The sequence below is a fragment of the Pelodictyon phaeoclathratiforme BU-1 genome (assembly GCF_000020645.1).
GTDB classification, from domain to species: domain Bacteria; phylum Bacteroidota; class Chlorobiia; order Chlorobiales; family Chlorobiaceae; genus Chlorobium; species Chlorobium phaeoclathratiforme.
This window is the reverse complement of the sequence record NC_011060.1, coordinates 1,853,081-1,879,894: the sequence shown is the minus strand read 5'-3', so window position 1 is coordinate 1,879,894 and position 26,814 is coordinate 1,853,081. Positions and strand designations below refer to the sequence as shown.

Genomic DNA, 26,814 nt, shown 5'->3' with positions numbered 1-26,814 from the left:
TTATCCGTTCGCCATTGATGTTACTCCTGCTCCGCAGCCTCCTTCGACTTTTTCATTGAACAGAAATCAGGTCCGCACATGGTGCAGAAATGAGGGTTCTTTTCGGTATGGCCTCTTGCAGCCATGCTTTGCGCATGCACTGCACGGATTTTCTCCGGGTCAAGCGAAAGGTTGAACTGATCTTCCCATGCAAATGAATATCTTGCCCTGCTCATCAGTTCATCCTGGAGCCAGGAAACAGGATTACCTTTTGCCAGATCGGCGCCATGCGCAGCAACCTTGTGGGCAATAACCCCTTCACGCACATCATTACGGTCAGGCAGGCCAAGATGCTCCTTTGGGGTGACATAACAGAGCATCGAACAGCCAAAGCTGGCGATAAGCGCTCCACCGATGGCTGAATTGATATGGTCATACCCGGCGGCAATATCGGTAATCAGCGGTCCAAGCGTATAGAAGGGAGCTTCGTGGCAATACGCAAGCTCTTTATCCATGTTCTCCCTGATCATGTGCAGCGGAACGTGCCCTGGGCCCTCAATCATCACCTGTACCTCATATTTCCATGCAACTTTAGTCAGTTCTCCGAGCACCTTGAGTTCACCAAACTGTGCCTCGTCGTTGGCGTCAATGATCGAGCCGGGACGCAGGGCATCACCAAGCGAAACGGCGATGTCATATCGTTGCAGAATCTTGCAGATCTCTTCAAACCGGGTATAGAGAAAGTTCTCCTCTTTATGGTACTTGCACCACTTTGCCATGATTGAGCCACCCCGTGATACAATACCGGTTAACCGTTTTTCAGCAAAGGGAAGATGCTCAAGCAGAATACCGGCATGAATGGTAAAGTAGTCAACACCCTGTTCCGCCTGTTCAATCAGCGTGTCGCGGTAGAGTTCCCATGTCAGCGCTTCAGCTTTGCCCCCGGCCTTCTCAAGAGCCTGATACATAGGAACCGTTCCGATCGGAACAGGGGAGTTTCTCAGAATCCACTCGCGTGTTTGATGGATATTGGCGCCCGTGCTGAGATCCATGACGGTATCAGCCCCCCAGCGGCATGACCAGACAGCCTTTTCCACCTCTTCCTCAATCGAAGAACCAAGTGCGGAGTTGCCGATATTGGCATTGATTTTGACGCGGAACTTCCGGCCAATAATCATCGGTTCAAGCTCCGGATGGTTGATGTTGGCAGGAATGATGGCCCGCCCTTCAGCGATCTCCTGGCGGACAAACTCCGGCGTTATCGGCGAAACCTTTGCGCCACCTCTCGAAAATGAGCTGATCCACTCCTCCAGTTGCTGGTTCTCTCTGATCGAAACATATTCCATTTCCGGGGTAATGATCCCTTTTCGGGCAAAATGCATCTGAGTTATGGAAGAAGCCGCTTTTTCATCGCGCTGAAACCCCCAGCTCTTCCGTATGGGCGGAAGTCCCTTTTCAGGGTCAATGCTGACAGAGGGATCAGAATAGGGTCCACCGGTATCATAGAGCGGTAAGGAGGAGAATTCCTGGCCATTGCAGAAGTAGGTTTTACTCAGTTTCACTCTTTTCATTCCCACCTCAAGCGGGAAAATAGTGCCCTTTGAGTAAATTTTTTCTGGCGGGATGCACTCAATGCGCTTCACCGGACAAGTTATGTTTTCAGTAACGTTCGTCATGGATGATGGTTAAACAGGCAGGCAGAGGAGTACAACAGAAAGGAGAAGGATGGCAGAAAGGAACAAAAAACGCCATCATAATCTTTTCTTGCGTCAGCATTACCTGCATCAAGTTATAAGGGTTTGATCTCAGCCTTCTTTTTTTCCTCCAGCAGGACAGGAAAAAAATTCAGCACCCCCAAGATGTGAATGTAAGCTCACGATACTGAAATTCACCCTATTTTACAAATCAGGTGTGGAACAGCTTCTTCCGATATCGACAAACCATCCTCGGCATTCTGCGACATACCGGCTGATTTCACATTATGAAAACGTATAGCCCCTCTAATGATGTTGGGTTATTTCACCATAACATCCAGTTATTGTTGCAGCTTTTTCCTGAGGTGTATCGTGAATCGGCTGTACTGATCAGGTAGAATTGTCTGTTGGAGTGCTATTGTTCAACAAATATCATACCGCGGTGTGCAGCCAGTTCTGCTGAGGCTATTTTACCCGAGTCAAGTATGGTTGAACTGGAAACAACAGCGTTGTTCAGACGGCTACGGCTGAGGTTTGCTCGCCAGAGATTGGCTCCCCTGAGATCTGCTCCTTCAAGATTGGCCTGTTGCAGGTTGGCTTCCCGGAAGTTACACCCCCTTAAATCTGCAAACCGAAGATCGCTGTTGCCAAGATCGGTTGCCTTGAAGCTTGCATTAAAGAGAGATGCATGACTTAAATTGGCATAGGAAAGATTTTTGTGATCAAATGAAGCTCCTTTGAGCTGCACACTGATATCCTTGTTCTGTTTTCTCATCTCGTTCCAGTCAAACACATTGCTTTTCAGTTGCTCGTGTTGCGACCTGTCGAAAGTGACATTGACCGGAGCCTCTGACTGCTGCCAGATATTGCGGGGAGCAAAACTCTTTTTTGAGTCAGAAGTATTTTTTTGTGGCAGAGTGTTGCCCGTGACTTGTTGCTGGACGGCAGAGCCCTCTGACTGTCGGGGAAGAGTGACCTGCAGACTCTCTTGTTCTGTTGAAACGGAGTTGACCAGGTTGGCGGAAACGGGTTGCGCCGGTTCCTCAACAAAAATCGAGTGGTGGTTTTCTGCCCACATCCGGGAGGCGTATTTACCGCTGTCAAGTACGGTGCTTTCTGAAACCTTCACACCAGATATCTTTGCCCGGTTGAGGTTGGCTCGCCAAAGGTAGGCTGCCCGTAAATCTGCTCCGCTGAGATCGGCATTAACGAGCGAAGCCTCACGAAAGTTGGTTTCCTTAAGATCGGATTCTGAAAAATCGGTATTTGTGCAATCTGCTTTTTTAAGAATGGCTTTGACAAGAACAGCCTGATGGAGATGAGCTCCATCGAGCACTGCACTTTCAAGATTGGCTCCCCGTAATATGGCGTGGTCAAGATTTGCCCTGATCAGTATGGTTCCATCCATTTTTGCTCCATCAAGTGAAGCGTTTCTGAGGTTGGCGTTACTCAGATTCGACATAGAGAGAATAGCGCCCGAAAGATTTGCATTATATAAATTAATACCCCTCAAATTTTTGCCTTTCAGTTCAGCTCCTGATAGGTCGGGGACTAATTCCGGGTGCGTAACTCTCATGGTATTCCATGATGTTACTCCGCCTTCAAGCAATTCGAGATGTGTTGCATCAGAGGCAGATGCGGTTGATGAGAGCGCTGGAGCCAGAGCGGTATTGAGCAGAAGAGGCAGCATGAAACACAGAGCTTTACAGTCCATGGGATGAGATGTTTTTTTTTGTTCTTGTCAGAGTGAACATTGAAGAGGGGAGGCTATATAACCCGCAATTGAGCAAACGCAGTCTCTCGCCGGACTGCTTTTGCTCAATTGATGATTTTTCTGCTGATGACATGGGAACTCTCAGCGATCAATCACAGGAGATTATTAATAGACGTTCACAAAACCGGTCTCGCTGATGATGCGTTTCCCTTCAGCAGTTTTTGGCAGATCAATGAACTGCTTGACAGCGCCTGTTGGCTGGCCATTGGTGTACATGAAAAGCGGACGATGGATCGGGTACGTGTTGTTCTTGACGGTCTTGACATCAGCTTCGATTCCATCAACCAGAACAGCCTTGACCGACGAGTCAACAAAACCGAGTCCGATATAGCTGATCGCAGAAGGTGTTGATGCTACACGGCTCTTGATGGCGCCGTTGCTTGACTGGGTCTCTGCTCTCTTGGAAATCGGGTTATCTTTGCCCATAACGAGCTCTTTAAATGTGTCGGCAGTACCGCTGTTCGATTCACGCTGGATAATCACGATTGCAGAATTTGGTCCACCAACCTGGCTCCAGTTGGTGTATTTGCCCATGTAAATACCGCGGATCTGTGCTTTGGTGAGCGCATTGATGCGATTGCTCGGATGCACAACAATTGAGAGACCATCAAGCGCGACGACATGTTCGACGGGATTGACGCCTTTGCTTCTGGCGGCAGCCAGTTCCTGGTCTTTCATTGCTCTTGACATGGTTGCGATGTCACAGGTTTTGTTGATCAGGCTTTTTGCGCCGTTGCCTGAACCCGACTCACTGACGGATACCTGTACACCGGTTGTTTTGGTATAGTGATCGGCGAAGGCTTTGGCGATTGGTCCTACTGTGGTTGAACCGTCGATAACGATTTTACCAGCAGCCTGTGCAGTGCCTGAAGCCATGAGACCGAAAACAGTCGCACTTAAAAGTATTTTTTTAAAAAGTTTCATAGTGATTGTTATCATTGAGTTAGTAAGAATAAACTGAAAAATTTGGTTAATCATGAACCGGTTACGCAAGGCTCTCCCTCAGCGGCAGGAGAGGCCTTGCAAACCAGCCATACAACACACAAAGGAAAGAACACACACAGAGATACTTGTCAGAATTTGATAACAGCATCAGCCATGACAATATGCCGGGTCGGAGCTGACTCATCGACAAGAGTAGTCTTGTCATCGATCGTTTTAAAGTTGAAATAGGTGAGGCCGAGTGTCATGTTCTGAACCAGATGGTAGACTCCACCGATCTTGAACCCTTTCAGGTTCGTGGCAGCGCCCATGTTACGGTCTGAATCGGTGAGAATAGTAAGGGCGTCACGTTCGATTCTGACATAGTCAGCATTGACCGCCCATTGTCCAACCTGTTTGGCATCACCAATTTTGATTTCAGCAAGGTAACTGTCCCTTTTGGCATTGTCAATGTTGACCCAATCGGCATGTTTTGCAGTGTTAAAGGCATATTGACCTGAAATCTGCCAGGGAAGGGTTTCGGTGATCTTGCCTCCAATGCTGCCATAAAACTCAACGATGTTAAAGTCCTTTCCGGTATAGTTATATTCCGGGGAATACTTTGCCGTCGTGGCGGGAGTATAGGTAAAAGGAGCTACAGTTAATTGAGACGCTACAGTTGACGTATTTTTGAGATCGAAATTTACATAATCGTAATATCCCGCACCAAGCTGGTAACTGAGATCACTGATTTCACCTTTATAGGCTGCCTGACCGGCAAAAAGGTAGGCGTCCTGTTCTTTTGTGGTTACACTTTTATTTTCGTTAAGGATATAGTATCCAGCAACTGCACTGAGACCATCTTTTTCCTTTCCATTGGCATCCTTGCCGTATTGCACGGTAGCGCCTTCAAAGGTAAGGTCGCCATCCCAGACGAGATCGTTCTGAACAATAAGGGTACTGGCAACAGCTCTCTTACCGAGGATGATGTTGACATCACCGCAGAGAAACATCGGGTGGTAGTCTATGAAGTACTCATTCATATAGACGGTATCAGGAAGAAACTGATCGTCAAGAGTCTCATTGCGGGAGGTGGTTTCAAGGCCTGATCCAGCAGTTGAGAGTTGAAGGCCACCGGAAAGCTCTTCATTGATCCATGGGTAGACGCCAAGACGAACACGTGCCCGGTGGCGGTCGCGACTGTGTTCACCGGTGATATTAGGAATTGCTGTTATGTCAGACTGGTAACGGTAGCGGATATCCCCTTTCCAGTTCCAGTCAACAGCCTGCGCATTGTTGAATCCGAGTGCAGCGGCCAGACCGACTATCAATGCAACTTTTCTCATAAGAAATATGTGGTTGGTTTGTGTGATGCGTTCATGAAAATCCGGGAACTCTTTTCGCATATCGTTATGCGCCACATAAAGTACCATTCCTTCTGTTGAGGAATTGTTAAGGGAGTGCTACGTGATTGTGAACTCCCCGGAAGAGGCGGTTTAAGCACCGCGTTGCCGAATGAGTAGCAACCCTCACTTTATGTTACGGGGGAAGGCGCTTATAAATGAGTTGATGGCGAGGGTGGTGGAGAGTTTGAACCCTTCGCCGTAAAGGGTCCCGATCTGTTCTCCGAAATAGCGGGCGCGTGCTTCCAGACCGGTAAGAAACTCCCGGCGTTTGATCATGGTTTTTGCCTCATCGGTTGTGCCCTCCTTGTAGAATTGCGAGGCGAAGGCGAGTACCCCTCTTCTTGAGGATTCAAAAGTATCCGAAATATCGACGATAATGTCTGGTTCAAGGTGTTTGAACTGGATGTAGTAGAGGAGGTGTGCGGGGCGGTAAGGCTGTTGTGCCTCTCCGTTCATGGTCGTGGCGAGCTGCTGAAGACCGGCATAGTAGCAAGCCTCAGTCACAAGTTTTGATGCTTTGATGTGATCCGGGTGGCGTTCCTCAGGGGAATTGGCAAAAACGACATCTGGCCGGAACAGCCTGATAAGCTTGATGATTTCCGCTATGTTCTCTTCAGTGTGGAAGAGTTTCGAGTCTCCAAGGTCAAGGGTGGTGCGGCTGTGGTATCCCATGATCGCGGTGGCTGTTGCGGCTTCGCTTCTGCGTGTTTCAGGAGTTCCAAGCGTTCCCATCTCTCCTCTTGTGAGGTCGCAGACGGCGACATTCTGCCCTTCGCTTATGATTTTGAGCAACGTAGCTCCACATGCAAGTTCGACGTCATCAGGATGGGCGCCGAAAGCCAGTGCATAAACTTTTTCGGATGATTGCTTCAATTGGCTTGTGGTTAATCGGTTATATTGGCCGTAGAGTCTAATTTCTGATAACAAGCTATTTCTGACTGATGCTCAAAGTAAAGATAGTTCGCCTTAACAAGCAAGCTTCACTTCCCGTTTATGCAACCGCTCATGCTGCTGGCATGGATATCTCAGCATGTATTGAAGCCCCGATCACCATTCAACCATCAACAACCGCGCTGATTCCCTCCGGATTTGCCCTTGAATTGCCTGAAGGGTATGAGGCTCAGCTTCGTCCAAGGAGCGGACTTGCTTTGCGTTCAATGATCTCATTGCCCAATACACCGGCAACCATTGATGCTGATTATCGTGGAGAGGTCAAGGTGATTCTCATTAATTATGGTAAAGAGCCTTTCCTTGTCAGTCATGGCGACCGCATTGCGCAGATGGTGGTTGCAAAGGTAGAAGCGGTTCGTTTTGAAGAGGTTGAAGAACTTGGTTCAACCGTTCGGGGTGAAGGGGGGTTTGGTCACACCGGAACCGGTCGTCAATGATCAGGAAAGGCGTACAATCGTCAGAGCGAGCACCAGTGAAATATCCTGTCGCATTGATGGATTTTTCGCTGATGCCCGGCACGACCGAGTAGAGGATTGCAGCGTCAGATTTGGTTTATCTTATCAGAAGAAAGAGCCGGAGCTTTTATTTCCGCGACGACCTCCTTGGGAGTGTAACGAATCTCGGTTACATCCTTTTTCATCCGGTTTTCACGACCTGATGGCATACCTGGCGCAGAAAATACATTTCCCATCAACTGTCCCAATCCGGTACTGACGTTATCAAAAAGATTTTGTATCTGGTTTGAGCTGACGGTTGCATTCAGGTTTTCGAGCAATCCAGTCCATAATTTTCCAAGTTCCTGAACAGAGTTCTGAATCGGATCGGACTTAAGGGTGGCAGCGACGCCATCAATGAGTTGTCCGGTAGCTGAGTTGACATTATGGAGGATATCCTTGACCGGTTCGGAGTTGATGGTCGAGGTAACTCCATCAATGAGCTGCCCTGTTGCAGTGCTTACCGAGTTGATCATTCCCTGAACGGAATCGGAGTTAATCGTTGACGAAACTCCATCGATAAGTTGTCCTGTTGCAGTGCTGACTGAACTGATAATTCCCTGAACGGACAAAATAGTAGAATCAATCAGGTTGCCCATGCTCCCGATTAAAAGGGCCATATCACCACTGCCCACACCGGATTCCGGATTTTTCGGGGAGGCAGGTACGAGCGTACCTGCTGTTTTTTTAATCTCTTCTGCGGCCATAATTATTAGGTGGATTAAGGGTAAGTAATAGAAAATATTATACTGAATATAACAACTTATTTCCTAAGTCGTTCACCTCTCAGACTCTATTTTAAAAGGGTTAACCCTGTTTTTTCCCGGCCTCTCAGATGATATTCTCCCTGTAGTAGCGGATCAGTGACTCCTGATCAAATCCGAGGGCATACATGAGATGAAGTGTTCCGAAAATCATCTGGAGCCGGATGATGCCGTTGTCATGATATTTTCTGGCTGATGTGGTGACCTCTGTTTCGAGGATGTGGAACGGCTCACGCTCTTCGATGCGTTTGATGATATCGTAGTCTTCCATGACGAGCAGGTTTTCATCGAACCCCTCGATGCCGAAAAAGAGTGCTCTGTCGATAAAGAGTGATTGATCTCCTCCCCGGCAGAGGATCAGTGGAACGCGGGTGAACCATCCAAAGAGAGCGAGAAGCGGGTGGTCGTCATCAAATCTCATTTTGAAACAACCTGCCTTTTTCCCGGTAGCCGCTGCCGAACGGATATCATCGATAAACGTGTCGGGCGGCAGCGTATCGGCATGAAGAAAGAGGAGAATATCTCCTCCGGCCACGCGGGCGCCGTTATTCATTTGAACGGCACGTCCCTTTGCACTGTGGCATATGGTTACCGGAAAGCGGGAGAGAATATCGGGAGTCCTGTCTGTACTTGCGTCACTGACAATGATCTCAATGCCTGACGATCGATCCGTTATTGCAAGGAGAGTATGAAGCGCTTGAGCAATGATGGCCTCTTCGTTATAGACGGGTATAATTATGCTTAAGGTTGTTGTATCCATAATCTGCTTTTTTTCAGGTCATCGAAGGTATCAATATCCGAAAGCTCCGAAAGCAACTCGTATGGAGTTTCATGGCACTGAAGAATTCTGATGCTCTCCCTGAGAACCGCAGAATTGCTCCACTCTCGGTTGAGAAAGAGTTCTGGTATCAGCCTGTTCAGTCCGATAAGGTAAAAGCCGCCATCAGTGGCAGGCCCAACAACAGCATCAGATCGTTCAAGAGCGCTGAATGCTTGGTCAAGAATTTCGCTGCTCAGTTCGTAACAGTCTGTTCCGATGAGTACGATGTGGCGAAAACCGGCTTCAAATCCACTGCGTATGGCATGAAACATCCGCTCCCCCAAGTCAGCTCCCTCTTGCAGGCGAAAGCTGAATGTTGTTGTGCGAAAGAGATCAGAGGAGGGGATAAAGCTGGAGTAAAATACCATTCGTTCAGCACTAACCTTCGCAGTCACGAGAGCGGTATGCTCCCTGAGAATTTCATAAATCTCAAGGGCTTTTTTTTCTCCGACATCTCGCGCAAGGCGGGTTTTTACTTGCCCAGCTTCAGGGTTTTTGCTGAAGATAATGAGGAGTCGTTCATCGTTCATTGCTGCGTTCAGTTGCCGAACCGGCTGAGAAGCTTTTCTGCCACCAGTTTTCCGCTCAGTGCCGCACCCTCCATGGAAGCCAGATAGTGCTGGTCAGTATAATCGCCAGCCAGAAAAAAGTTTTTAACAGGGCTGATCTGGTCAGGGCGGAATTTATCGACATCGGGTACCGCCTTGTAGACTGATTGGGGAATTTTGACAAGGGTTGATTTGAGAAGTATTGCCTGACGTGACAAAGGAAAGCGGTCGTGAATATCTTTCATGACAAGCTCAATAATTACCTCGTTGGGCATCTCCATCAATTGGTGTGCCGGAGCAAGCACCAGGCTCATGACGCTGCCACCGTTTGCTGTGCCGGAGCCATTCTGGAAGTCGTCAGGGCAAGTGATTGAGACATCAGCAAATGTCGCAAAAATCGTGCCTTGTGAAAACATGAGATTATCGGTATCGGTAATTTTCCGGTCGAACCAGAGCTGGCAGTTTGCGACCGGGCTGCCAACAAATTCATGCAAGTTGCGGAAATACTTATGGGCGAGCCACTCACGGGGAATAATGGTTTTGATGTTGTGGACAGGCAGGGCGGAAATATAGGCATCAGCCTCGATTTTATGGCCATCCTGCAGCAGGGCGCCTTTAATACTCTCGTCACTGTTGAGTTCAAACCGGTTAAGTTTTGCATCAACAAAAATGCGCCCACCCTTGCTCTGTATATACTGCCGCATTGGTTCAATCATGGAATCGCCAGGATTTTTGCGGAAAAAGGCAAACTTGGTTGCGGTATAATTGGTGCCAAAATATTTGAAAATAGTGATCATCGGCCGTGCACTGATGATATTCGGCTCAATGAAATTCATGGCAAGAGCAATGGCCCGCCAGAGTTTCTGTAACGAATGCTCCGACGCTCCTCTCAATCGGTGCCACTCCGAATAGGTCATATGGTCCTGACTGCGGAAATAGGCCTCATTGCCGGTAAGGGCAGGATAGAGCCCTTTGATCAGGGAGATTTTGTCCCACATTGTAAGGAAATCGGTCTGCAGACCGCCAATAACCTCTGCCCAGGGACTGGGAAGGTTTGCCTTCTTGAAAAAAGATTGTTGTCCATTCGGTTCAGCATAGATCAGGGTATGTTCTTTCCACTGATAATTATCTTCCGCACCGACCCGTTTAAGGTATTGCTGAAGCTGTTCGTAACCACCGAAAACAATATGAAGTCCTGATTCTATGGAGTCACCCTCGCTGTCTTTCCAGACGGAAACCTTACCGCCAAGTACCTTGCGTTTTTCATAAATCTCTACCGTGTGTCCACGATCCACAAGCTCTATTGCTGCACTAAGGCCAGCAACTCCTGCTCCGAAAATTGCTATTTTCATTGTATAAACGTCTCAGTCGCTTTCGATTGGTTCAGTATCTGCTGTTCTTGATTATTTTGGTGAGATCTCCTCGCCTTTTGTGAAAAAAATCCGGGCTCACCGGGAAAGAACATTATTTTAAGATAGACGAAGAGCAGCATTTTTTCGCATGGTCAAAACTTACCATTTTGGCTGGTCACAAGATATTGAAATATTTTCTATTTATTAAGGGCTTTAGATGTCTGGCGTTTCGCTCTTTCATGCCGGAATAACGTGACGAAACAGGACTGTTTTCGCTGCATGGTGTTCCTTGTTGAAAAAGTTGTATCATCGCCGCAAGGAAGAGAGAAGGAGAGCCGCCTGCAATGATTCTGAATATCGGTGATAACGGCGTAAAATAGCGTCATCACCTAAATTAGTTAAGATATTTGCTGAAAAAGTTTCGAATAGTAAAGAGAACGGTTGTTTATTTCTTATTATTGTGTAATTTCTCCTTAAATTGAATTAAACTATACAACAGCGCTTATGTCCGGTCATCTTGATCTCATCGACCTGAAATTAATTGAGTCTCTTGGGGAAAACGGCAGGGTTCGATTGAGTGAACTTGCTGAAATCGTCGGCCTTTCAATACCCTCGGTCAGTGAAAGGCTTGACAAGTTGCAGAAGGGTGGTATCATCAAGGGTTTTACCATGGAGGTTGATGAACGGCAGCTCGGCTTTGATATTCATGCTTTTGTACGGGTCAGAATCGATTCATCCAAGCACTATAAATCATTTATGGAGCATGTGATGAAAGAGGATGAGATTATGGAGTGTTTCTCGGTTACCGGTGAGGGGTCGCATATTTTAAAGGTGATGACCCATAATACGGCATCGCTTGAGCAGTTTCTTTCAAGAATACAGAGCTGGCCTGGTGTTCTTGGTACCAATACGAGTTTTGTGCTGAGTCAGTTGAAGAAAAACAAAAAAATCAGCGCAGAAATCGTTCGAAACAATCTTCAGGACCGGCAGGTGCTGATTACGTTTGATGAAAAGAGGTCAAGGAAGTAAACAAAAAGGGTTTTCATTTTTTTTAGAGGTAATACAGCCATATCATGCTAATCAACAAGGAGGTTCATTTGAACAGCGATAGTAAAATTCCGGTTTCCACCTACTTTGGTTCGATGACTTTTGATCAGAAAGCCATGCGGGCAAAGCTTCCAAAAGAGGAGTTTACCGCATTACAGGATACCATCAAGGCAGGTAAAAAAATAACCGGTGAAATTGCCGGTGTTGTAGCACACGGCATGAAAGAGTGGGCAATGGAGAAGGGCGCCACCCATTATACCCATTGGTTCCAGCCGATGACTGGCTCCACGGCTGAAAAACATGATGCGTTTTTGTCTATCGACCGCGATGGTACACCGATTGAGCGTTTTTCCGGTGAACAGCTCATCCAGGGTGAGCCTGATGCGTCAAGTTTCCCTTCGGGAGGCATGCGTACCACCTTCGAAGCCCGTGGCTACACTGCATGGGATCCATCAAGCCCTGCCTTTCTCATGAAGGGAGGAAAAGATCTGACTCTTTGTATTCCGACCGTCTTCATCTCCTACCACGGCGAAGCGCTTGACGCCAAAACTCCGCTCCTGCGTTCCATGGAAGCGGTCAGCAAATCAGCCATCAGGCTCCTTGAGATACTTGGTGTTACCGGTGTCTCACGGGTAAAAACCTTTGCCGGTTGTGAGCAGGAGTATTTCCTTATCGACAAAAAATTCTACTCCGAGCGGCCTGATCTTGTTATGTGTGGACGTACCCTGCTTGGCGCCCTTCCTCCAAAAGGCCAGCAGCTTGAGGATCACTATTTTGGCTCTATTCCTGACCGTGTGCTTGAATTCATGCAGGATGTCGAACATGAACTCTATCTGCTCGGTATTCCAGCCAAGACCCGTCATAACGAGGTTGCTCCTCACCAGTTTGAAATTGCCCCGATTTTTGAAGAGGCCAATATTGCCGTCGATCACAACCTGCTGGTCATGGAGGTGATGAGAAAGATTGCTGACAAAAAAGGCTTCGCACTGCTGCTTGCTGAAAAGCCATTTGCCGGTATCAACGGTTCAGGCAAGCACAATAACTGGTCGATCGGTACCGATACCGGTATCAATCTTCTTGATCCAGGTGATACTCCTGAAAAAAATGTTCACTTCCTTGTTTTTCTTGTCGCCGTCCTGAATGGTGTCTACAAGAGGGCTGATGTTCTGAGAATGTCCATAGCGAGCATGGGTAACGATCACCGTCTTGGCGCCAACGAGGCTCCTCCTGCTGTTGTGACCGTCTTCCTTGGCGAATTGCTCGAAAGAGTACTTGATGCTATCGAGAGTGGCAAGGTTGACCTGAAAACAGAAAAACAGGTACTTAATCTCGGCCTTTCACAGGTACCAGTGGTTAACAAAGACTATACTGACCGCAACCGTACCTCGCCGTTTGCCTTTACCGGCAACAAATTTGAGTTCCGCGCAGTCGGCTCTTCACAGGCAGCTTCGGTGCCGAACATGGTGCTGAACACGCTTATGGCTGAAGCTGTTGACGAAATTGCCGATGCTATTCTGGCAAAAATCAAGGCAGGAAAAGAGCGGGATGTGGCAATTCTTGAAACCCTTCGCGAGCAGATCACCGCTACCAAGCCTATCCGTTACCAGGGAGACAACTATGCGGAGGCCCTTCAGCAGGCAGCAAGGGAGAGAGGCCTGCCCAACCTGAAGAACACACCGCAGTCCCTCCGTGTACTGCTGAAGAAGGATGTTCAGGATATGTTTATCAAGTATGGAGTGCTGAGTGCAGACGAGACCAATTCACGTCTTCACATTCGTCTCGAACGCTATATCAAGGGTATTGATATTGAAGCCCGTACCCTGCAGCTTATGCTGAAGACCTTTGTCATTCCCGATGTTTCCGAATATCAGGGTGAACTTGGCAACTCCTTCAATAATCTGCTTTCTGCCGCTGATGCTATCGGTCTTTCCGGCCAGGCGCTCAGCAGCCAGGCAGGTAACCTCAAATTGCTTGCAGAAAGTTTTTCAACCCTGATTGAAATGACTGCCGAGCTTGATGAGGCTGTTGAAAAAATCGAATCCTTTGCAACAGAGTTTGAAAAGGCCGATTACTGTGCTGATGAACTGCTCCCGCTTATGAGCAAAGTGCGCGTCGTTGCTGACAGCCTTGAGCAAATTGTTGACCGCAGTCGCTGGCAGCTTCCGACCTATTCGGAAATGCTGTTTCAGCATTGAACCACTCTTTTGTGTGTTGAACAAGAAAGGGCTCGCTTCGGCGGGCCTTTTTTTGTTTAAAGGCGAAATTATTTTATTGTAAACGTTGAGTTATGCCTTATTTTTAAAGTCGGTTCACCCATATTTTGAAAAGTAACCCTTAACAGCCATGCCTGAGGTTTTTCACTATCCCATGAGCTATCCCGCCTTATGGCTGGATTACTATTTTCTGGCAACCTGGTTTCTGGGGATGCTCTTTCTTGGCCTGGTCTGGGCGCTCTTCTACCGGTATGGAAAATTTTCCTATGGTGTGGATCTTGGCTGTTTCTGGAAGACCGCGCTGCTCGTTCTGTTTACCACCGTTTCACTTGGCGGACCCATGTATTATAACACCCGATTTGCGGGGGAGCATGGTCAGGATGGTGATTCCATAAAAATAGCGGGTGACCAGTTGCTCTATCTTGATCGCAAGGGAACCGAAAAAAAATTGGCGCTTTCAGATATTACCGCCATTTATCAGGAGATCATTACCTACAATCCGCCGCCGAAAATCTTTATTGTTGCCGCTAAATCTTCTCTCAGGGACTCACTCTTTGTGACAACAAACTTGCCCGGCTACAGGCGTTTTCTTTCCGATCTGTCGGGGAGAACCGGTATTAAGGCAAAGCTCCCCTGATATTTTGATTAAGGATATCCCAACTATGCTTTTTTCCGGCGAACAATCGCAGCCCGATACGCTGTTTCTTGTTGTTGAAATAGGAAATACTACAACTTCTCTTGCGGTTTTCAGGGCTGATGAATGTCTTGAAGTGCAGAAGGTGCCTTCACTCATCATGACTGGTCAGGAAGGCATTGCAGAGCAGATCAAGCCGCTTGTCGTGAGCTATCCAGCCCTTCGTGATGCTGTGATTTGCAGTGTCGTGCCTTTGCTCGATGAAGCGGTATCTGCCGCTCTTCGTCTCCACCTTGCCGGGGAGCTCCTGAAGGTGAGCGCCTCGATGAAGCTGCCCTTTACACTACACTACGACTCACCGGATACGTTTGGCGCCGATCGCATTGCCCTTTGTGCCTTGAGCCGCCATCTTTATCCCGGAGAGGCTGTTATTGCTCTCGATATTGGTACTGCCATTACGGTTGATGTGCTTGGATCCGGTCAGGACTATCTTGGCGGTCTCATCATGCCGGGTCTTGATCTTATGGCCAGGGCACTGCATGAACATACCGCACGACTCCCTCTGGTCACTATTGGTCGTCCTGAAACACTTGTTGGTTTCTCAACAGTTGACTGTATCAGAAACGGTATTACTCTCGGCTGTGTATCGAGCATTGATGGATTGCTCGTGAAAATAAAAAACTGGCTTCGCAAGGAGCATGGTGAGGAGAGGATCAGGGTGGTTGCTGCGGGCGGCAATGCGCAGCTTGTTTCCGCCATGCTCGACTCCTCACCTGTAGTTGAGGAGCATGCGGTGCTGAGGGGTAGCAGTTATCTTTTTTCGCTCAACAGGCTTCCTTCCCGCTGAAGAATCTCCTTCCGTCATCGATAGATTTCAGTACAATGCTCTCGTCAACACTCTCCTCAAGCAAAAAAGCCTCTCCCAGCTTTTTCAGTAAAACAAAACGGAGTTTTTTATCCAGTTTTTTCTTGTCTGAGAGCATATTTTCAAGGAGCAGTTCACTGTCTATAGCAACAAATCTTCGTTTCACTACTCCTTTTGGAAAACGGAACCTCTTCAGCAGCGAGAGCCCGCGTTCAAGTGACTGTTGGTCGAGATAGCCAAGATTGTACGACAAAAAGAGGGCGCAGACCATGCCGATGGTGACCGCTTCGCCGTGCCGCAGGTAGCGGTACTCGGCCAGTTTTTCCAGTCCGTGCGCAAAGGTATGACCAAAATTGAGGGTTGCCCGCAGCCCGTCGGTCTCTCTGAAATCCTTTTCTACAACATCAGCTTTGATAAAGGCGCTTTTTTTGATCGCTTCGGTCAGAAATGGCTCCTTCAGGCTGGTAATGTCGCTGAAATGGAGGTCAAGAAAGTTGAAAAAGGGTTCGTCGGCAATAAAGCCATATTTGACCACCTCGGCCATTCCGGAATAGATTTCCCGTTGCGGGAGGGTTTTCAGGTATGAGGGATCGATCAGAATCAGTTCAGGCAGATGAAAAAAACCGATCAGATTTTTTCCGAGAGGGTGGTTTATGGCAACCTTTCCGCCGATGGCGCTGTCGGTCATGGCCAGCAGTGTGGTGGGAAGCTGGATCACCGGTATACCCCGGAAATAGCTTGCAGCGATAAAACCGCCAAGATCACCGATAACGCCGCCTCCAACAGCAAGCAGGTTCCAGCTCCGGTCAACATCAGCCTCAATCATGCTGCCATAGATGCGGTACGCAACGCTGAAGCTTTTTGAGGCTTCCCGGGCAGGGACAACCAGCTCTTTGCATTGGAAGCCCTCATCGTGAAGCGTCTGGAGCAGTGACTCTCCGTACAGTTTTCGTGTATGTTCATCGAAGAGTACCACAGTTTTTTTTGAAAGCCCATGGGTTGTGAATAACTCTCCCAGTCCAGTAATAACGGGTGTTCTTACAAGTATCGTGCTCACGGTATTTTTGTATTATTATTGGTCATCGGCAGTTGCGGAGGCGCTCCGCACAAACCGCTCTATTTTCCGGGTCAGCTCCTCAACGGTTGAACCGATGCGTTTGATGTCGGTCTCAACGGTAATATCAGCACTTTCATAGCGGGGTTCCCGTTTGGCAAGGATTGTCGAGATCTTCTCCTCAATCTCTTCACGCGAAAGCTTTCGTCCCTTTTCTCCTCGTAACAAAGGGCGATCGGTCTTGTTGCAGAGTCTCCTTGCAAGTGTTTTGGATGGCGATTTCAGATAAACCAGGGTGCCGGATTTCTGAATGAGTGCATATGCCAGATCATTTTCCAGTGCTCCTCCGCCGAGGGAGATTATCATGTTGTTTTGTGTGACAAGAGCACTCAGCCTCTGCAGTTCAAGAGCACGAAAGAACTCCTCACCCTCTTCCGCAAAAATCCGGGTAATGGTTTTACCGGTATCTTGTTCAATGCTCTGATCGAGATCAACAAACTCATAACCGAGTGAATTGGCCAGTAGCGGCCCTATAGTCGATTTTCCTGATCCACTGAACCCGGTTAAAAAAATAAGGGTATGTTCTTTATTCACGACTGATTGTTCAAAACCTCTCTGTTTTGCCTGCAGCTCCGCACAAGTCGTGCAAAGCTTTACGAAAATAAAAAAAATCCGGCACCTCCCGTTCAAAAAAGTCAGTATTCCTTTGCTGAGCCCCTTTTTCGTTGCCATATTCCCCGGAAGTTTACGATTTTGCGCATCAGCAGCCACTCTCTTGATGAACAGAACTGCACCTTGCAGCTTGTTGCGCATGGAGGCGCTGCATCAGTAACGGAATAAAAAACAATGAAAAAACTCTACATCATAAAAGCAGGCACTACATTCTCATCAACTCTTGAACGGCTCGGAGACTTCGATGACTGGGTTAAAAAGGCGCTTGGCGAACTGGCCGTTCCGGTTGAAATAATTGACGTGGTGCAGGGAATTCCCCTTCCTGAGTCAGAGCAGTGCTGCGCTGTTATTGTGACGGGATCCCATGCCATGGTTACCGACAATCTGGCCTGGAGCCTTGCTCTTGAAGCATGGATTCCTTTGCTGGTTGCTGATTGTGTTCCCTTTCTTGGGATCTGTTATGGTCATCAGCTTCTGGCGCGTGCCATGGGTGGAGAGGCTGGCTATCATCCACTTGGCAGGGAGATTGGTACGGTTGCGATAAAACTGTTACCAGAAGCGGAAGATGATCCGCTTTTCAGGGGGGCTCCAGCTCTCTTTTCTGCCCATACCACTCATGCGCAAAGTGCTCTGCAGCTCCCTCCCGGTGCCCTGTTGCTTGCGTGTAGTGATCATGAATCCCATCATGCCTTCCGTGTTGGCTCCTCTGCCTGGGGAGTGCAGTTTCATCCAGAGTATACGCATGAGGTCATGTGGGCATATATCGCAGCTCAGGCCGAAAGCCTCAGGAGTGAAGGGCGTGGCGTTGAGGGGTTGTTGTTGCAGGTCACAGAGTGCCCCTCGGCGAGCAACGTGCTGACCAATTTTGCCGCGCTGGTAAACAGGGCGGCGGCGGTTTCCAACCCTGCCCATGAGAGCATAAAGTAAACCATGACAAAACGACCTGCGGCATTTCTTCTTGGCGCCCCCTCGAGTGGCTCAGGAAAAACAACCCTCACCCTTGCCATTCTCAGAATTCTGGCCCGGCGCGGAGGTCGGGTTCAGCCCTTCAAATGCGGGCCGGATTATCTCGATACCCGATTGCACTCCATGGCAGCCTCATATGGCAGCGTGGTGTCCGAGGGCATCAATCTCGATACCTTCATGGCTTCGGAAGCGCATGTACAGGAGTTGTTCAATCGCTATTCAAGCGGTGCGGATGCTTCGGTTGTTGAAGGGGTGATGGGGCTTTTTGACGGGGCAGAAAAAGCGCAGGGAAGCAGTGCGGAGATTGCAAAACTGCTTGCACTTCCGGTCATCATGGTGGTCAATGCACAAAGTATGGCATATTCGGCAGCACCGCTGCTCTACGGTTACCGAACCTTCGATCCCGATGTGAAGGTTATCGGAGTGATCTTTAACCAGGTCAATACGCTGTCGCACTACCGCTTTCTTGAAGCTGCAGCAGATGACGCAGGGGTTGAACCGCTCGGCTATGTGCCCCGTCATGAGCCAATTGCCATCAGTGAGCGCCATCTCGGACTCAATACCTCTTCAGGTTATGATCGCGAAGGAGCGATTGAGGCCATGGCCGATCATATTGAAAAAAGTGTGGCTATCGATCGCCTTCTTGAACTGGCAAGCAGAGCGCAGCCAAACGTTTCCGGGAGCACTTCCTCTCGCAGTTGTTCAGCAGGCCGGGAAGAAAGGGTCATTGCCGTTGCCAGGGATGAGGCCTTCAATTTTACCTATCGGGAGAATCTTGACGTGCTTGGTGAGTATGGCCGGATCGACTATTTCAGCCCGATGGATGATGAGCGGATTCCGTCTTGTGACCTGCTCTATCTGGCTGGGGGTTATCCTGAACTCTATGCCGAACAACTCTCCTCGAACAACGCCATGCGTGCGGCCATTGCGGACTATTGCCGGAAAGGAGGCGCTGCCTATGCAGAGTGTGGCGGGATGATGTACCTTGGTGCGGCAATGACCCTTGGCGATGGGTCGCGCCATCCCATGTGCGGTGTACTCGATCTCGATACCACCATGCAGGAGAGCCGTCTCACGCTTGGTTACCGGAAAGTCCGCCTCAACAACGGTTATGCCGGAGAGCTTCGCGGTCATGAATTTCACTACTCCCGAATCGGAAGAGCAGGGGAGCTGCCGAATATCGCATCCATAACCAATGCCCGAAACGAAGAGACAGGAACTGCACTTTTCCGCCAATACAACACCGTCGCATCTTATCTGCATCTCTATTGGGGAGAAACAAGGGATTTCCCGCAATTTCTTCTGAACATGGAGCCTACGTTACAGCCATGAGCCTACCTTTCGTGCTGCGGTGAAGCTGCTCCAGGCAAGCGCGGAGAGAAGCCTGTCGTCTCCGGGGAAGCTGGCTGAAAAGGCATGGACGATTGATGCATCGACCCGGTAGGGAGCAAGTGCCGTAAAGAGCGCAAGCCGTCCGGCAGTTTTATCTGTCACCTCAAGCGCCGATAGTGCCTCTTCACACCACCCGTTGTTCATGCCAGGATCACTTCCGTTCCATTTTTCCACAGCTTTGTTTACCGCTCTGCGCACTTCTGCGGAAAGCGTCATGGCGCCTGAATGCTCGACCACCTGAGCGAAGCGGGCAAAGGCTCCGGCAATCGGTTTCGATGGTTGAGCCCAGAAGAGGTCGTCCGGCAGCGGAGCTTCCGCCAACAGGTCAAGCGATGTTCCCGGCTCTTTCGGTCGGCGTATGGCACCGCCGAAAAACCATGCGGCCATCTGCATGGAAACCTTTTTGGGGAATCCACTGGTAAATGGCAGGGGAGAAGGGCCAAGAAGAATGGTAACCATGCGGTTGATATAGTGGAACAGCACTGCTGTTCCGATAAATGCCGGAGCCTCTTCAGCAGTAAAAGGTGGCTTCTGCAGAACCGGCGAACCGGGACACCGTGTGGCCGAAGCCCATGCGGCGGTCTCGCGGAGAAAAAGGTCGTCAATCAGCTCTGTTTTTCCGCCGGTAATGAGGTTCGAGTAATCATTTCCTGACGATTCAAGCAGCATGATACTGTGGGCATCGACACAGAAAGGGCAGCGGTTGAGAGCCGAAACAGATGCTGCCACCACCTCTTTCGCATCACGTCGCCCGCTGCCGGCAAGCAGCGTCTCCCTGCAAGCCATCCAGACCCCAGCCAGCAGCTCCGCAACCGGCAGATGAAGCGTAAAGGGCTCGACCTCAGCCCCGAACTCCCTCCGCACCTGTGCAAGCACCTTGCCGGAAAGGCTCTCAGCCGAAGCGCGGGGGAGGGATTCGAAATATTTGATGCTCATGAGGGTATTTTATGTGGAATAATACCATGAGCAACAATCAGGTGACGTCAAAAGTTTTCCGCTTTTTCAACCCTTGCCAAGGGCAGCTCATTCTGTTTGTTAATGAGGGGAATACGTCGTAACTTCTTGATATTCTAAATGGCTTGATGAACTAACGGATATTCGGGAGTGTGCCCGTATTCTGGTTCGGATTGAGAGACTTGCGGCTTATTTGCTGTTTTTAAACATTTATTTTGATTTATACTACGTCCATGCATACACCTGCTGCCAAAACTGAATACTTGAAGTTGTCTGTTTCCGAGCGCATTCAGCTCGTTGAGGATATTTGGGACAGCATTGCTGCCGAGGAGTCAACTGCGGTTGAATTGTCACAAGCCCAAATGGATGAGTTACATCGTCGCGTTGCCGCACACAGAGCAGATCCTTCCACGGCCATTCCGTGGGAAGAGGTTCGATCAAAATTATTTCCGCTTAAACCCTGATGTTTATTGTGGTCCGTCCAGAGGCTGAGCAAGAGCTTCTTGATGCTCAGGCTTGGTATGAATCAAAAGCATTGGGGCTTGGTTTTGAGTTTGCTCGTGCCGCTGATGCAGCAGTAGCATCGGCATTTCGCAATCCTTTTGGACATTTACGCATTGAAGAAGAATTCCGCCGGGTTCTTTTTCGTAAGTTTCCCTACTCGCTCATCTATCTCCCAAACCTTGATGAGTTGCTCGTGGTTTCGTTTTTTCATCAGCATCGTGAACCGGGTGCTTGGCTTAAGCGGGTTAGTAGCTGACTTGCTTGATTCACCACAGATGAGACTTTGACAACTCATTCAACTTCCGACAGCAGTTCAGTATTCCGTCGATATCCGGGGGAACATCGCATGTGAGGTGAATGAAGACCGCGTACTTCTCTCGGGGCATGCGGTTATCTTCATGGAAGCGGTCATTGTTTTCTGATTCGGCTCCGATGTTTGGAGCCGCCCCGAATCATTTGGATGAGAACTGAAAGCTCACGAATGATTCGTTCAGGGAATTCGCAACGAAGTTCATACTGGCGTTTGCTGCATGGGTGGAAACCAACACCCGCTGCAGGGAGCAATAACATGCCAGATTGGAAGGAGGGCGCGGGGTTATGGTTACACGAGCCCGATCACCTCACCCACCAGATCAAACGGTGTTGAATCGGTAATTCGCGCGTGGCAGAACATGCCGGGCTCGACCTGGAAATCACCGGTTTCAAGCATGCATTCGTTGTCCACTTCGGGAGCATCGTACTCCGTACGGCCAAAGGCCATACCTTCTTCCACCTGATCAATGAGCACGGTGATCTCTTTTCCTTCAAAATCCCGGTTTTTATCCTGCGAAACGCTCTCCTGCAGCTCCATGAGCTCCGCCACCCGATCCTGTTTCTCTTCAGCGCTGACGTTGTCTTCAAGGGCGAAGGAGGGGGCATATTCCTCGTGGCAGTAAGGGAAGCAGCCAAGCCTGTCGAACCGGTTGGCTTCAACAAATTCCAGCAGTTCATCAAACTCTTCCCGGGTTTCACCGGGATAGCCAGCGATCATGGTGGTACGCAGGCGGATATCGGGGTTCTTCTCCCGTACGGTTTCGATGAGCTGGATGCTCTCCTGTTTGTTGATCCCTCGGTTCATTGATTTCAGGATACGGTCATTGCAATGCTGCAGGGGAATGTCGAGATAGTTGCAGATGTTCTCCCGCTCGCGCATGGTTTCAATGACTTCAAGCGGAAAATTTACCGGGTAGGCGTAGAGCAGCCGGATCCAGTCGAATGCCATATCGGAGAGGCGGAGCACGAGGTCGTTCAGCATCGATTTGCCCATCGTGTCGTAGCCGAACATGCTGATATCCTGCGAGATTATGTTCAATTCCTTAACTCCGGAGTTTTTCAGCAGGATAGCTTCACGCAGGAGCTGCTCGACCGGCTGGCTGCGGTAGCGTCCCCTGATTTTTGGAATAGAGCAGAACGAGCAGGAGCGGTTGCACCCTTCGGCAATCTTGAGGTAGGTGTAGTGGGGAGGGGTGAGGAGTGAACGATGGTCATAGAGCTCTTCGTGGTAGGCAGCACCGAGAGCAGCAAGGATTTCGGGCAGTTCACGGGTACCAAAAAATCCATCCACCTCTGCCATCTCTTCCTTGAGTTCATTGCGGTAGAGTTCGGTGAGGCAGCCCATCACATAGAGCCGCTGAATTGTTCCCTCACTTTTTTTATCGATAGCGGCAAGGATTTCAGTGATCGACTCCTCCTTGGCATCTTCAATAAAACCGCAGGTGTTGATGAGGATTGTGTCGGCTTCATCGGCGGTCTCGGTAAAGATAATCCCCGAGGCTTCAGCCTGTGCCATCAGCCGTTCGGAATCAACCGTGTTTTTAGAGCAGCCAAGGCTCAGAAGAAAGAGTTTATGCGTTGTCATTGTAGTTGAATCGTTCAAGAAAATCTTGTTTCCACTCCATGAAGGAGCCTTTCTGGATCTCCGTTCGTGCTGTTGCGGTAAGCCACATGAAAAAGGAGATGTTTTGCAGGGTGCAGAGTTTCAGACCGAGAATCTCGCCGACGTTCAGCAGGTGGCGGAGGTAGGCGCGTGAATAGTTTCGGCAGACTTCGTTGTCGAATCCTTCGTCGATGGAGCTGAAGTCGGTTGAATATTTTGCCGAGCGAAGGTTCATCTTGCCCTGGCGGGTATAGACCCTGCCATTGCGCCCTTCGCGTGTCGGGATGACGCAGTCGAACATATCGATGCCGCGTTCGATAGCGTTTAAAATGTTTTCAGGTGTGCCGACTCCCATGAGGTAGCGCGGTTTCTTCTCCGGCAGCAGCGGGTGAGAGAGCTCAAGGATACGGTACATCTCTTCAGCCGGTTCTCCGACTGCCATGCCGCCAATGGCATAACCGTCAAAATCAAGATCAACCAGCGCATTGGTAGAGCTGGTGCGCAGGTCGGTATGGATTCCCCCTTGCGTAATGCCGAAGAGGTACTGCTCGTGGCCGTAGAGGGGAGAGGTGAGTGTGAAATGCTTTCTTGCCCGTTCGGCCCAGCGAATGGTCAGCTCTCCGGAGATGCGTACATACTCTTTTTCTGCGGTGGAGGGTGGACATTCATCGAGAGGCATCATGATGTCGCTGCCGATGATGCGCTCGGTCTCAATCACATTTTCAGGGGTGAAGTGCTGTTTTGAACCGTCAAGGTGTGATTTGAACAGGACTCCCTCTTCGCTGATTTTGCGCAGGTCGGAGAGTGAGTAGACCTGATAGCCACCGCTGTCGGTCAGAAGCGGGCCATCCCAGTTCATGAAGCGGTGGACACCCCCGGCTTTCTGCAGGATCTCGTTTCCCGGTTTCAGGTAGAGGTGATAGGTATTGGCCAGAATGATATGAACGTTGAGTTCCCTAAGCTCGTGAGGTTCAACTGATTTCACGCTTGCGCGGGTGCCTACCGGCATAAAAACCGGCGTAGGAATGGTTCCGTGGCTGGTTTCAAGAACACCGCACCGGGCTGAACTGTGCGGATCGGTGGTAATGAGGCTGAATTTCATGTGCTTTCCGGTAACAGAGAGGAGGCCTTTTTTGACCTGTCAAGGTAGCCAAAGCCCGGCACAAAACAAAAGCTCGACAAACGAGCAGGATCGTGTGTAATGGTTCGCCGTTTTCCCTATATTTCGGAATTAACCCCCTTTATTTTCTTTTCATGTGAACTCTCTTGCGATACCTTGTCCCGTAAATATTGCGTAATGCAAGATGAAAAGGTATTTTGTGCTTTGTGGTGTTGATTGTTGGTATTAAAGAAGCACAGGTATTGAAGAAGCACATTGATTTTTTCCGGAACCCGACAGATAATGAAAATTTATCCATTTGTTGCAAGCTTGCTGGTGATTTGCCCTCTTACCTTTTTGCATGAAGAGCTGCGGGGTGAGCCAGGGAAGTATGTTCTGCCTGTTGTAGAGCCATTGGCACATAAGGCGTTCAAACCAAGAATGGGTGAACCGGTCAAGCCGTTGAAGGTGCCTGAAGTGCTGAACCCGGAGATGGTGGAGCTTGGTAAAAAACTCTTCTTTGATCCTCGCCTATCCAGAACAGGATTCATTTCCTGCAACTCCTGTCACAATCTCAGTATGGGCGGCAGTGACAATCTGAAAACCTCTGTTGGACATAACTTGCGTGAGGGTGCGCTTAACGCTCCTACAGTCCTTAATTCGAGCATGAGTTTTGCTCAGTTTTGGAATGGGCGGGCAAAAGATCTCAAGCAGGTGTTATCGATTGGGGATTATGCCTATGGAGGTAAGGTTGCTTTCGTTGAAGGGCCGATTGACGGGAAGGGGAGTAAACCAGGGAAACGGCCTGCTGCTGTAGTGGGCAATCCCGGAGGTGTCTCATTTACTCACGATCTTGCTGTTCCGATCCTGCAATCTATTCCTCTCTATGCTGAAGAGTTCAGCAAGGTATTTCATGCAGGGAAGATTACTCTTGATCAGGTTATAACGGCTATATCCGCATTTGAAGAGACGCTTCTTACACCGAATTCCCGTTTCGATCAATGGCTGCGCGGTGATGACAGGGCAATAACCAAGCAGGAACTTGCTGGTTACAGGCTGTTCAAGAGCAGCGGGTGTACTATTTGTCATAATGGCGCCTCTTTTGGCGCGAATTCATTCCAGAAAACAGGCGCTGTGAAGCCATACAAAACAACCTGTTCCGTTTCAGGTTGTTTTGAGATAAGCAAAAAAGATGTAGATCGTTTCAGATTCAAGGTACCAACCTTGAGGAATGTTGAACTGACTTATCCCTATTTCCATGACGGTGAGGTGGCAACGCTCTCCAAAGCTGTTGAGATTATGGGTCAGATTCAGTTGGGCAAAACGTATACAGAGCAGGAAACTGCCAGCATCGTTGCCTTTCTGAAGAGTTTGACTGGCGATCAACCGCAATTCATGCTTCCGCAGTTGCCGCCATCATCCGAAACCACACCTCCTCCGCAGCCAATAATGCCCTCTTCTTAAGGTGCCTTCGTTCGAAGGCGCTTCATTGAGAGTAAGCGGTTTGTGTGCTTTTTCTGTGCGTTGAGGTGTTGAATATTACCTGAAATTTCAAAGGGAAAACCGTATCTTTACACTCGACAAGTACGGTACAGGAAAATACTCTGCACTTTTTACAGTCTTGAATAATTTTTACGGAACCTGACAATGAAAACTCACTTTCTTGTTGTCGCTCTTCTGGCGGCAGGTACTCTCTCTTCTTGTGCAAAAAAACCGCAACCAGAAGCAGCAACGCCGCCAGCCCCTGTTGCTGCTCCCCCCGCAGCGCCAGTGCTTCAGCCAAAGACAGGTGAACCAGTTGCTCCTGTGGAAGCTCCGAAAGTGGCCGATCAGGCTATGGTGGAGCTTGGCAAAAAGCTCTTTTTTGATCCCCGGCTTTCAAAATCAGGCTTTATTTCCTGCAACTCCTGCCACAATCTCAGCATGGGCGGCAGTGACAATCTGAAAAGTTCGATCGGTCACAAATGGAAACAGGGGCCGATCAATTCACCGACAGTACTTAATTCGAGTATGAACCTGGCCCAGTTCTGGGATGGGCGGGCCAAGGATCTCAAGGAGCAGGCTGGTGGCCCAATCGCCAATCCGGGTGAAATGGGATTTACCCACGATCTTGCTGTTACGGTTTTGCAATCCATCCCGGCCTATGTCGATGAGTTCAAAAAAGTATTCCAGGCCGATACCATTGATATCGACAAGGTAACCACTGCTATCGCCGCTTTTGAAGAGACACTGGTTACACCAAACGCCCGTTTCGACAAATGGCTCAGGGGCGATGATGCTGCGATCACAAAAGAAGAACTTGCGGGATATGAGCTTTTCAAGAGCAGTGGATGTACAGCCTGTCATAATGGTGTTGCTCTTGGAGGAAACTCATTCCAGAAAATGGGCGCGGTGGAGCCTTACAAAACAAAGAATCCTGCTTCAGGTCGCAGTGCTGTAACAAAAGACGATGCTGACCGCTTCAAATTCAAGGTGCCGACTCTAAGGAATGTTGAACTTACCTATCCCTATTTCCATGATGCCGGGGCAGCAACACTTTCGAAAGCCGTTGAGGTGATGGGCCAGATCCAGTTGGGGAAAACGTTTACCGTAGAGGAAAATGCCAACATTGTTGCATTCCTGAAAAGCTTGACGGGCGATCAGCCGAAATTTGAGCTTCCGCAACTTCCGCCATCATCCGATACAACACCGCTGCCGCAACCCTTCGGCAAATAAGCGTTTTACCGTGCAAAGAGGGAAAGCGTCCATTGATGTTTTCCCTCTTTTTGGGTCAAATGCCTCTTGCCCTGCAGGGAT

General features: G+C 49.2%; 25 protein-coding genes and 1 riboswitch. Of the genes, 11 read left to right on the top strand and 14 right to left on the bottom strand.

Annotated elements, in window-relative coordinates; translation table 11 throughout:
* Window positions 1-20: 20 nt before the first annotated feature.
* The 5 genes from thiC to bshB1 all read right to left on the bottom strand — a co-directional run bounded on the left by thiC (window position 21) and on the right by bshB1 (window position 6,647).
* On the bottom strand, window positions 21-1,655 hold the full coding sequence (gene thiC / locus PPHA_RS08795; protein WP_012508497.1) for a phosphomethylpyrimidine synthase ThiC: 1,635 nt from the start codon (window positions 1,653-1,655) through the stop codon (window positions 21-23).
* 68 nt (window positions 1,656-1,723) lie between these two features.
* Window positions 1,724-1,845: riboswitch (TPP riboswitch) on the bottom strand.
* A gap of 243 nt (window positions 1,846-2,088) precedes the next feature.
* Window positions 2,089-3,363, bottom strand: coding sequence for a pentapeptide repeat-containing protein (locus PPHA_RS08790; protein ID WP_223293890.1), 1,275 nt, complete (start codon window positions 3,361-3,363; stop codon window positions 2,089-2,091).
* A 189-nt stretch (window positions 3,364-3,552) separates the two neighbouring features.
* On the bottom strand, window positions 3,553-4,371 hold the full coding sequence (locus PPHA_RS08785) for a PstS family phosphate ABC transporter substrate-binding protein (RefSeq protein WP_041526498.1): 819 nt from the start codon (window positions 4,369-4,371) through the stop codon (window positions 3,553-3,555).
* Between the two features lie 149 nt (window positions 4,372-4,520).
* Window positions 4,521-5,714, bottom strand: coding sequence for a putative porin (locus PPHA_RS08780; protein WP_041526801.1), 1,194 nt, complete (start codon window positions 5,712-5,714; stop codon window positions 4,521-4,523).
* 183 nt (window positions 5,715-5,897) lie between these two features.
* Complete coding sequence (gene bshB1, locus PPHA_RS08775) at window positions 5,898-6,647, bottom strand: bacillithiol biosynthesis deacetylase BshB1 (protein ID WP_012508493.1); 750 nt, start codon at window positions 6,645-6,647, stop codon at window positions 5,898-5,900.
* Between the two features lie 68 nt (window positions 6,648-6,715).
* On the opposite strand from bshB1, the gene dut reads away from it, so the two are divergent.
* Window positions 6,716-7,162, top strand: coding sequence for a dUTP diphosphatase (gene dut / locus PPHA_RS08770; RefSeq protein ID WP_012508492.1), 447 nt, complete (start codon window positions 6,716-6,718; stop codon window positions 7,160-7,162).
* A 104-nt stretch (window positions 7,163-7,266) separates the two neighbouring features.
* Here the strand turns inward: dut and csmH are convergent, their stop codons facing one another.
* The 4 genes from csmH to PPHA_RS08750 form a co-directional block, all read right to left on the bottom strand.
* A complete protein-coding gene (csmH, locus tag PPHA_RS08765) occupies window positions 7,267-7,926 on the bottom strand; it encodes a chlorosome envelope protein H (protein ID WP_012508491.1) in 660 nt (219 codons plus the stop codon).
* Window positions 7,927-8,050: 124 nt separating this feature from the next.
* Window positions 8,051-8,743 (bottom strand): TIGR04283 family arsenosugar biosynthesis glycosyltransferase, encoded by a 693-nt coding sequence (locus tag PPHA_RS08760; protein ID WP_012508490.1) that lies wholly within the window; start codon window positions 8,741-8,743, stop codon window positions 8,051-8,053.
* The gene (locus PPHA_RS08755; protein ID WP_012508489.1) at window positions 8,725-9,333 is read right to left on the bottom strand and encodes a TIGR04282 family arsenosugar biosynthesis glycosyltransferase; all 609 of its coding nucleotides are present in this window, start codon (window positions 9,331-9,333) and stop codon (window positions 8,725-8,727) included. The genes PPHA_RS08760 and PPHA_RS08755 overlap by 19 nt, the downstream gene beginning before the upstream one ends.
* Before the next feature lie 8 nt (window positions 9,334-9,341).
* On the bottom strand, window positions 9,342-10,703 hold the full coding sequence (locus PPHA_RS08750) for an FAD-dependent oxidoreductase (protein ID WP_012508488.1): 1,362 nt from the start codon (window positions 10,701-10,703) through the stop codon (window positions 9,342-9,344).
* 504 nt (window positions 10,704-11,207) lie between these two features.
* Between PPHA_RS08750 and PPHA_RS08745 the strand changes: the two genes are divergently transcribed.
* The 4 genes from PPHA_RS08745 (at window position 11,208) to PPHA_RS08730 (ending at window position 15,444) form a co-directional block, all read left to right on the top strand.
* On the top strand, window positions 11,208-11,732 hold the full coding sequence (locus PPHA_RS08745; RefSeq protein WP_012508487.1) for an Lrp/AsnC family transcriptional regulator: 525 nt from the start codon (window positions 11,208-11,210) through the stop codon (window positions 11,730-11,732).
* Between the two features lie 44 nt (window positions 11,733-11,776).
* Window positions 11,777-13,945 carry a glutamine synthetase III family protein gene (locus tag PPHA_RS08740; protein ID WP_012508486.1) on the top strand — a complete coding sequence of 723 codons (2,169 nt, stop codon included), beginning with the start codon at window positions 11,777-11,779 and terminating at the stop codon, window positions 13,943-13,945.
* A gap of 148 nt (window positions 13,946-14,093) precedes the next feature.
* On the top strand, window positions 14,094-14,600 hold the full coding sequence (locus PPHA_RS08735) for a hypothetical protein (RefSeq protein WP_012508485.1): 507 nt from the start codon (window positions 14,094-14,096) through the stop codon (window positions 14,598-14,600).
* 25 nt (window positions 14,601-14,625) lie between these two features.
* Window positions 14,626-15,444, top strand: coding sequence for a type III pantothenate kinase (locus tag PPHA_RS08730; protein ID WP_012508484.1), 819 nt, complete (start codon window positions 14,626-14,628; stop codon window positions 15,442-15,444).
* Here PPHA_RS08730 and aroB read toward each other — a convergent pair.
* Window positions 15,422-16,519 carry a 3-dehydroquinate synthase gene (aroB, locus tag PPHA_RS08725; protein WP_012508483.1) on the bottom strand — a complete coding sequence of 366 codons (1,098 nt, stop codon included), beginning with the start codon at window positions 16,517-16,519 and terminating at the stop codon, window positions 15,422-15,424. The two genes, PPHA_RS08730 and aroB, sit on opposite strands and share 23 nt — an antisense overlap.
* A gap of 15 nt (window positions 16,520-16,534) precedes the next feature.
* Window positions 16,535-17,110, bottom strand: coding sequence for a shikimate kinase (locus PPHA_RS08720; RefSeq protein ID WP_041526799.1), 576 nt, complete (start codon window positions 17,108-17,110; stop codon window positions 16,535-16,537).
* A gap of 252 nt (window positions 17,111-17,362) precedes the next feature.
* On the opposite strand from PPHA_RS08720, the gene PPHA_RS08715 reads away from it, so the two are divergent.
* On the top strand, window positions 17,363-18,115 hold the full coding sequence (locus tag PPHA_RS08715) for a glutamine amidotransferase (protein WP_012508481.1): 753 nt from the start codon (window positions 17,363-17,365) through the stop codon (window positions 18,113-18,115).
* 3 nt (window positions 18,116-18,118) lie between these two features.
* Complete coding sequence (locus PPHA_RS08710; RefSeq protein WP_012508480.1) at window positions 18,119-19,486, top strand: cobyrinate a,c-diamide synthase; 1,368 nt, start codon at window positions 18,119-18,121, stop codon at window positions 19,484-19,486.
* On the opposite strand, the gene PPHA_RS08705 is transcribed toward PPHA_RS08710, so the two are convergent.
* Window positions 19,475-20,482 (bottom strand): carboxymuconolactone decarboxylase family protein, encoded by a 1,008-nt coding sequence (locus PPHA_RS08705; protein WP_012508479.1) that lies wholly within the window; start codon window positions 20,480-20,482, stop codon window positions 19,475-19,477. The two genes, PPHA_RS08710 and PPHA_RS08705, sit on opposite strands and share 12 nt — an antisense overlap.
* 251 nt (window positions 20,483-20,733) lie before the next feature.
* Here PPHA_RS08705 and PPHA_RS08700 point away from each other — a divergent pair, with 251 nt between their 5' ends.
* Entirely contained in the window at window positions 20,734-20,964 is a 231-nt protein-coding gene (locus PPHA_RS08700) for an addiction module protein (protein ID WP_012508478.1), read from the top strand.
* On the top strand, window positions 20,964-21,260 hold the full coding sequence (locus PPHA_RS08695) for a hypothetical protein (protein ID WP_012508477.1): 297 nt from the start codon (window positions 20,964-20,966) through the stop codon (window positions 21,258-21,260). The genes PPHA_RS08700 and PPHA_RS08695 overlap by 1 nt, the downstream gene beginning before the upstream one ends.
* A 345-nt stretch (window positions 21,261-21,605) precedes the next feature.
* Here the strand turns inward: PPHA_RS08695 and rimO are convergent, their stop codons facing one another.
* Together rimO and tgt are read right to left on the bottom strand one after the other, a co-directional pair.
* Window positions 21,606-22,901 (bottom strand): 30S ribosomal protein S12 methylthiotransferase RimO, encoded by a 1,296-nt coding sequence (rimO, locus tag PPHA_RS08690; protein ID WP_012508476.1) that lies wholly within the window; start codon window positions 22,899-22,901, stop codon window positions 21,606-21,608.
* Window positions 22,888-24,021, bottom strand: coding sequence for a tRNA guanosine(34) transglycosylase Tgt (gene tgt, locus PPHA_RS08685; RefSeq protein WP_012508475.1), 1,134 nt, complete (start codon window positions 24,019-24,021; stop codon window positions 22,888-22,890). Before tgt ends, rimO begins: the two co-directional genes overlap by 14 nt.
* A gap of 300 nt (window positions 24,022-24,321) precedes the next feature.
* On the opposite strand from tgt, the gene PPHA_RS08680 reads away from it, so the two are divergent.
* On the top strand, window positions 24,322-25,482 hold the full coding sequence (locus PPHA_RS08680; RefSeq protein WP_012508474.1) for a cytochrome-c peroxidase: 1,161 nt from the start codon (window positions 24,322-24,324) through the stop codon (window positions 25,480-25,482).
* A gap of 183 nt (window positions 25,483-25,665) precedes the next feature.
* Window positions 25,666-26,733: a cytochrome-c peroxidase gene (locus PPHA_RS08675; protein WP_012508473.1), complete on the top strand. Its 1,068-nt coding sequence runs from the start codon at window positions 25,666-25,668 to the stop codon at window positions 26,731-26,733.
* Window positions 26,734-26,814 lie beyond the last annotated feature (81 nt).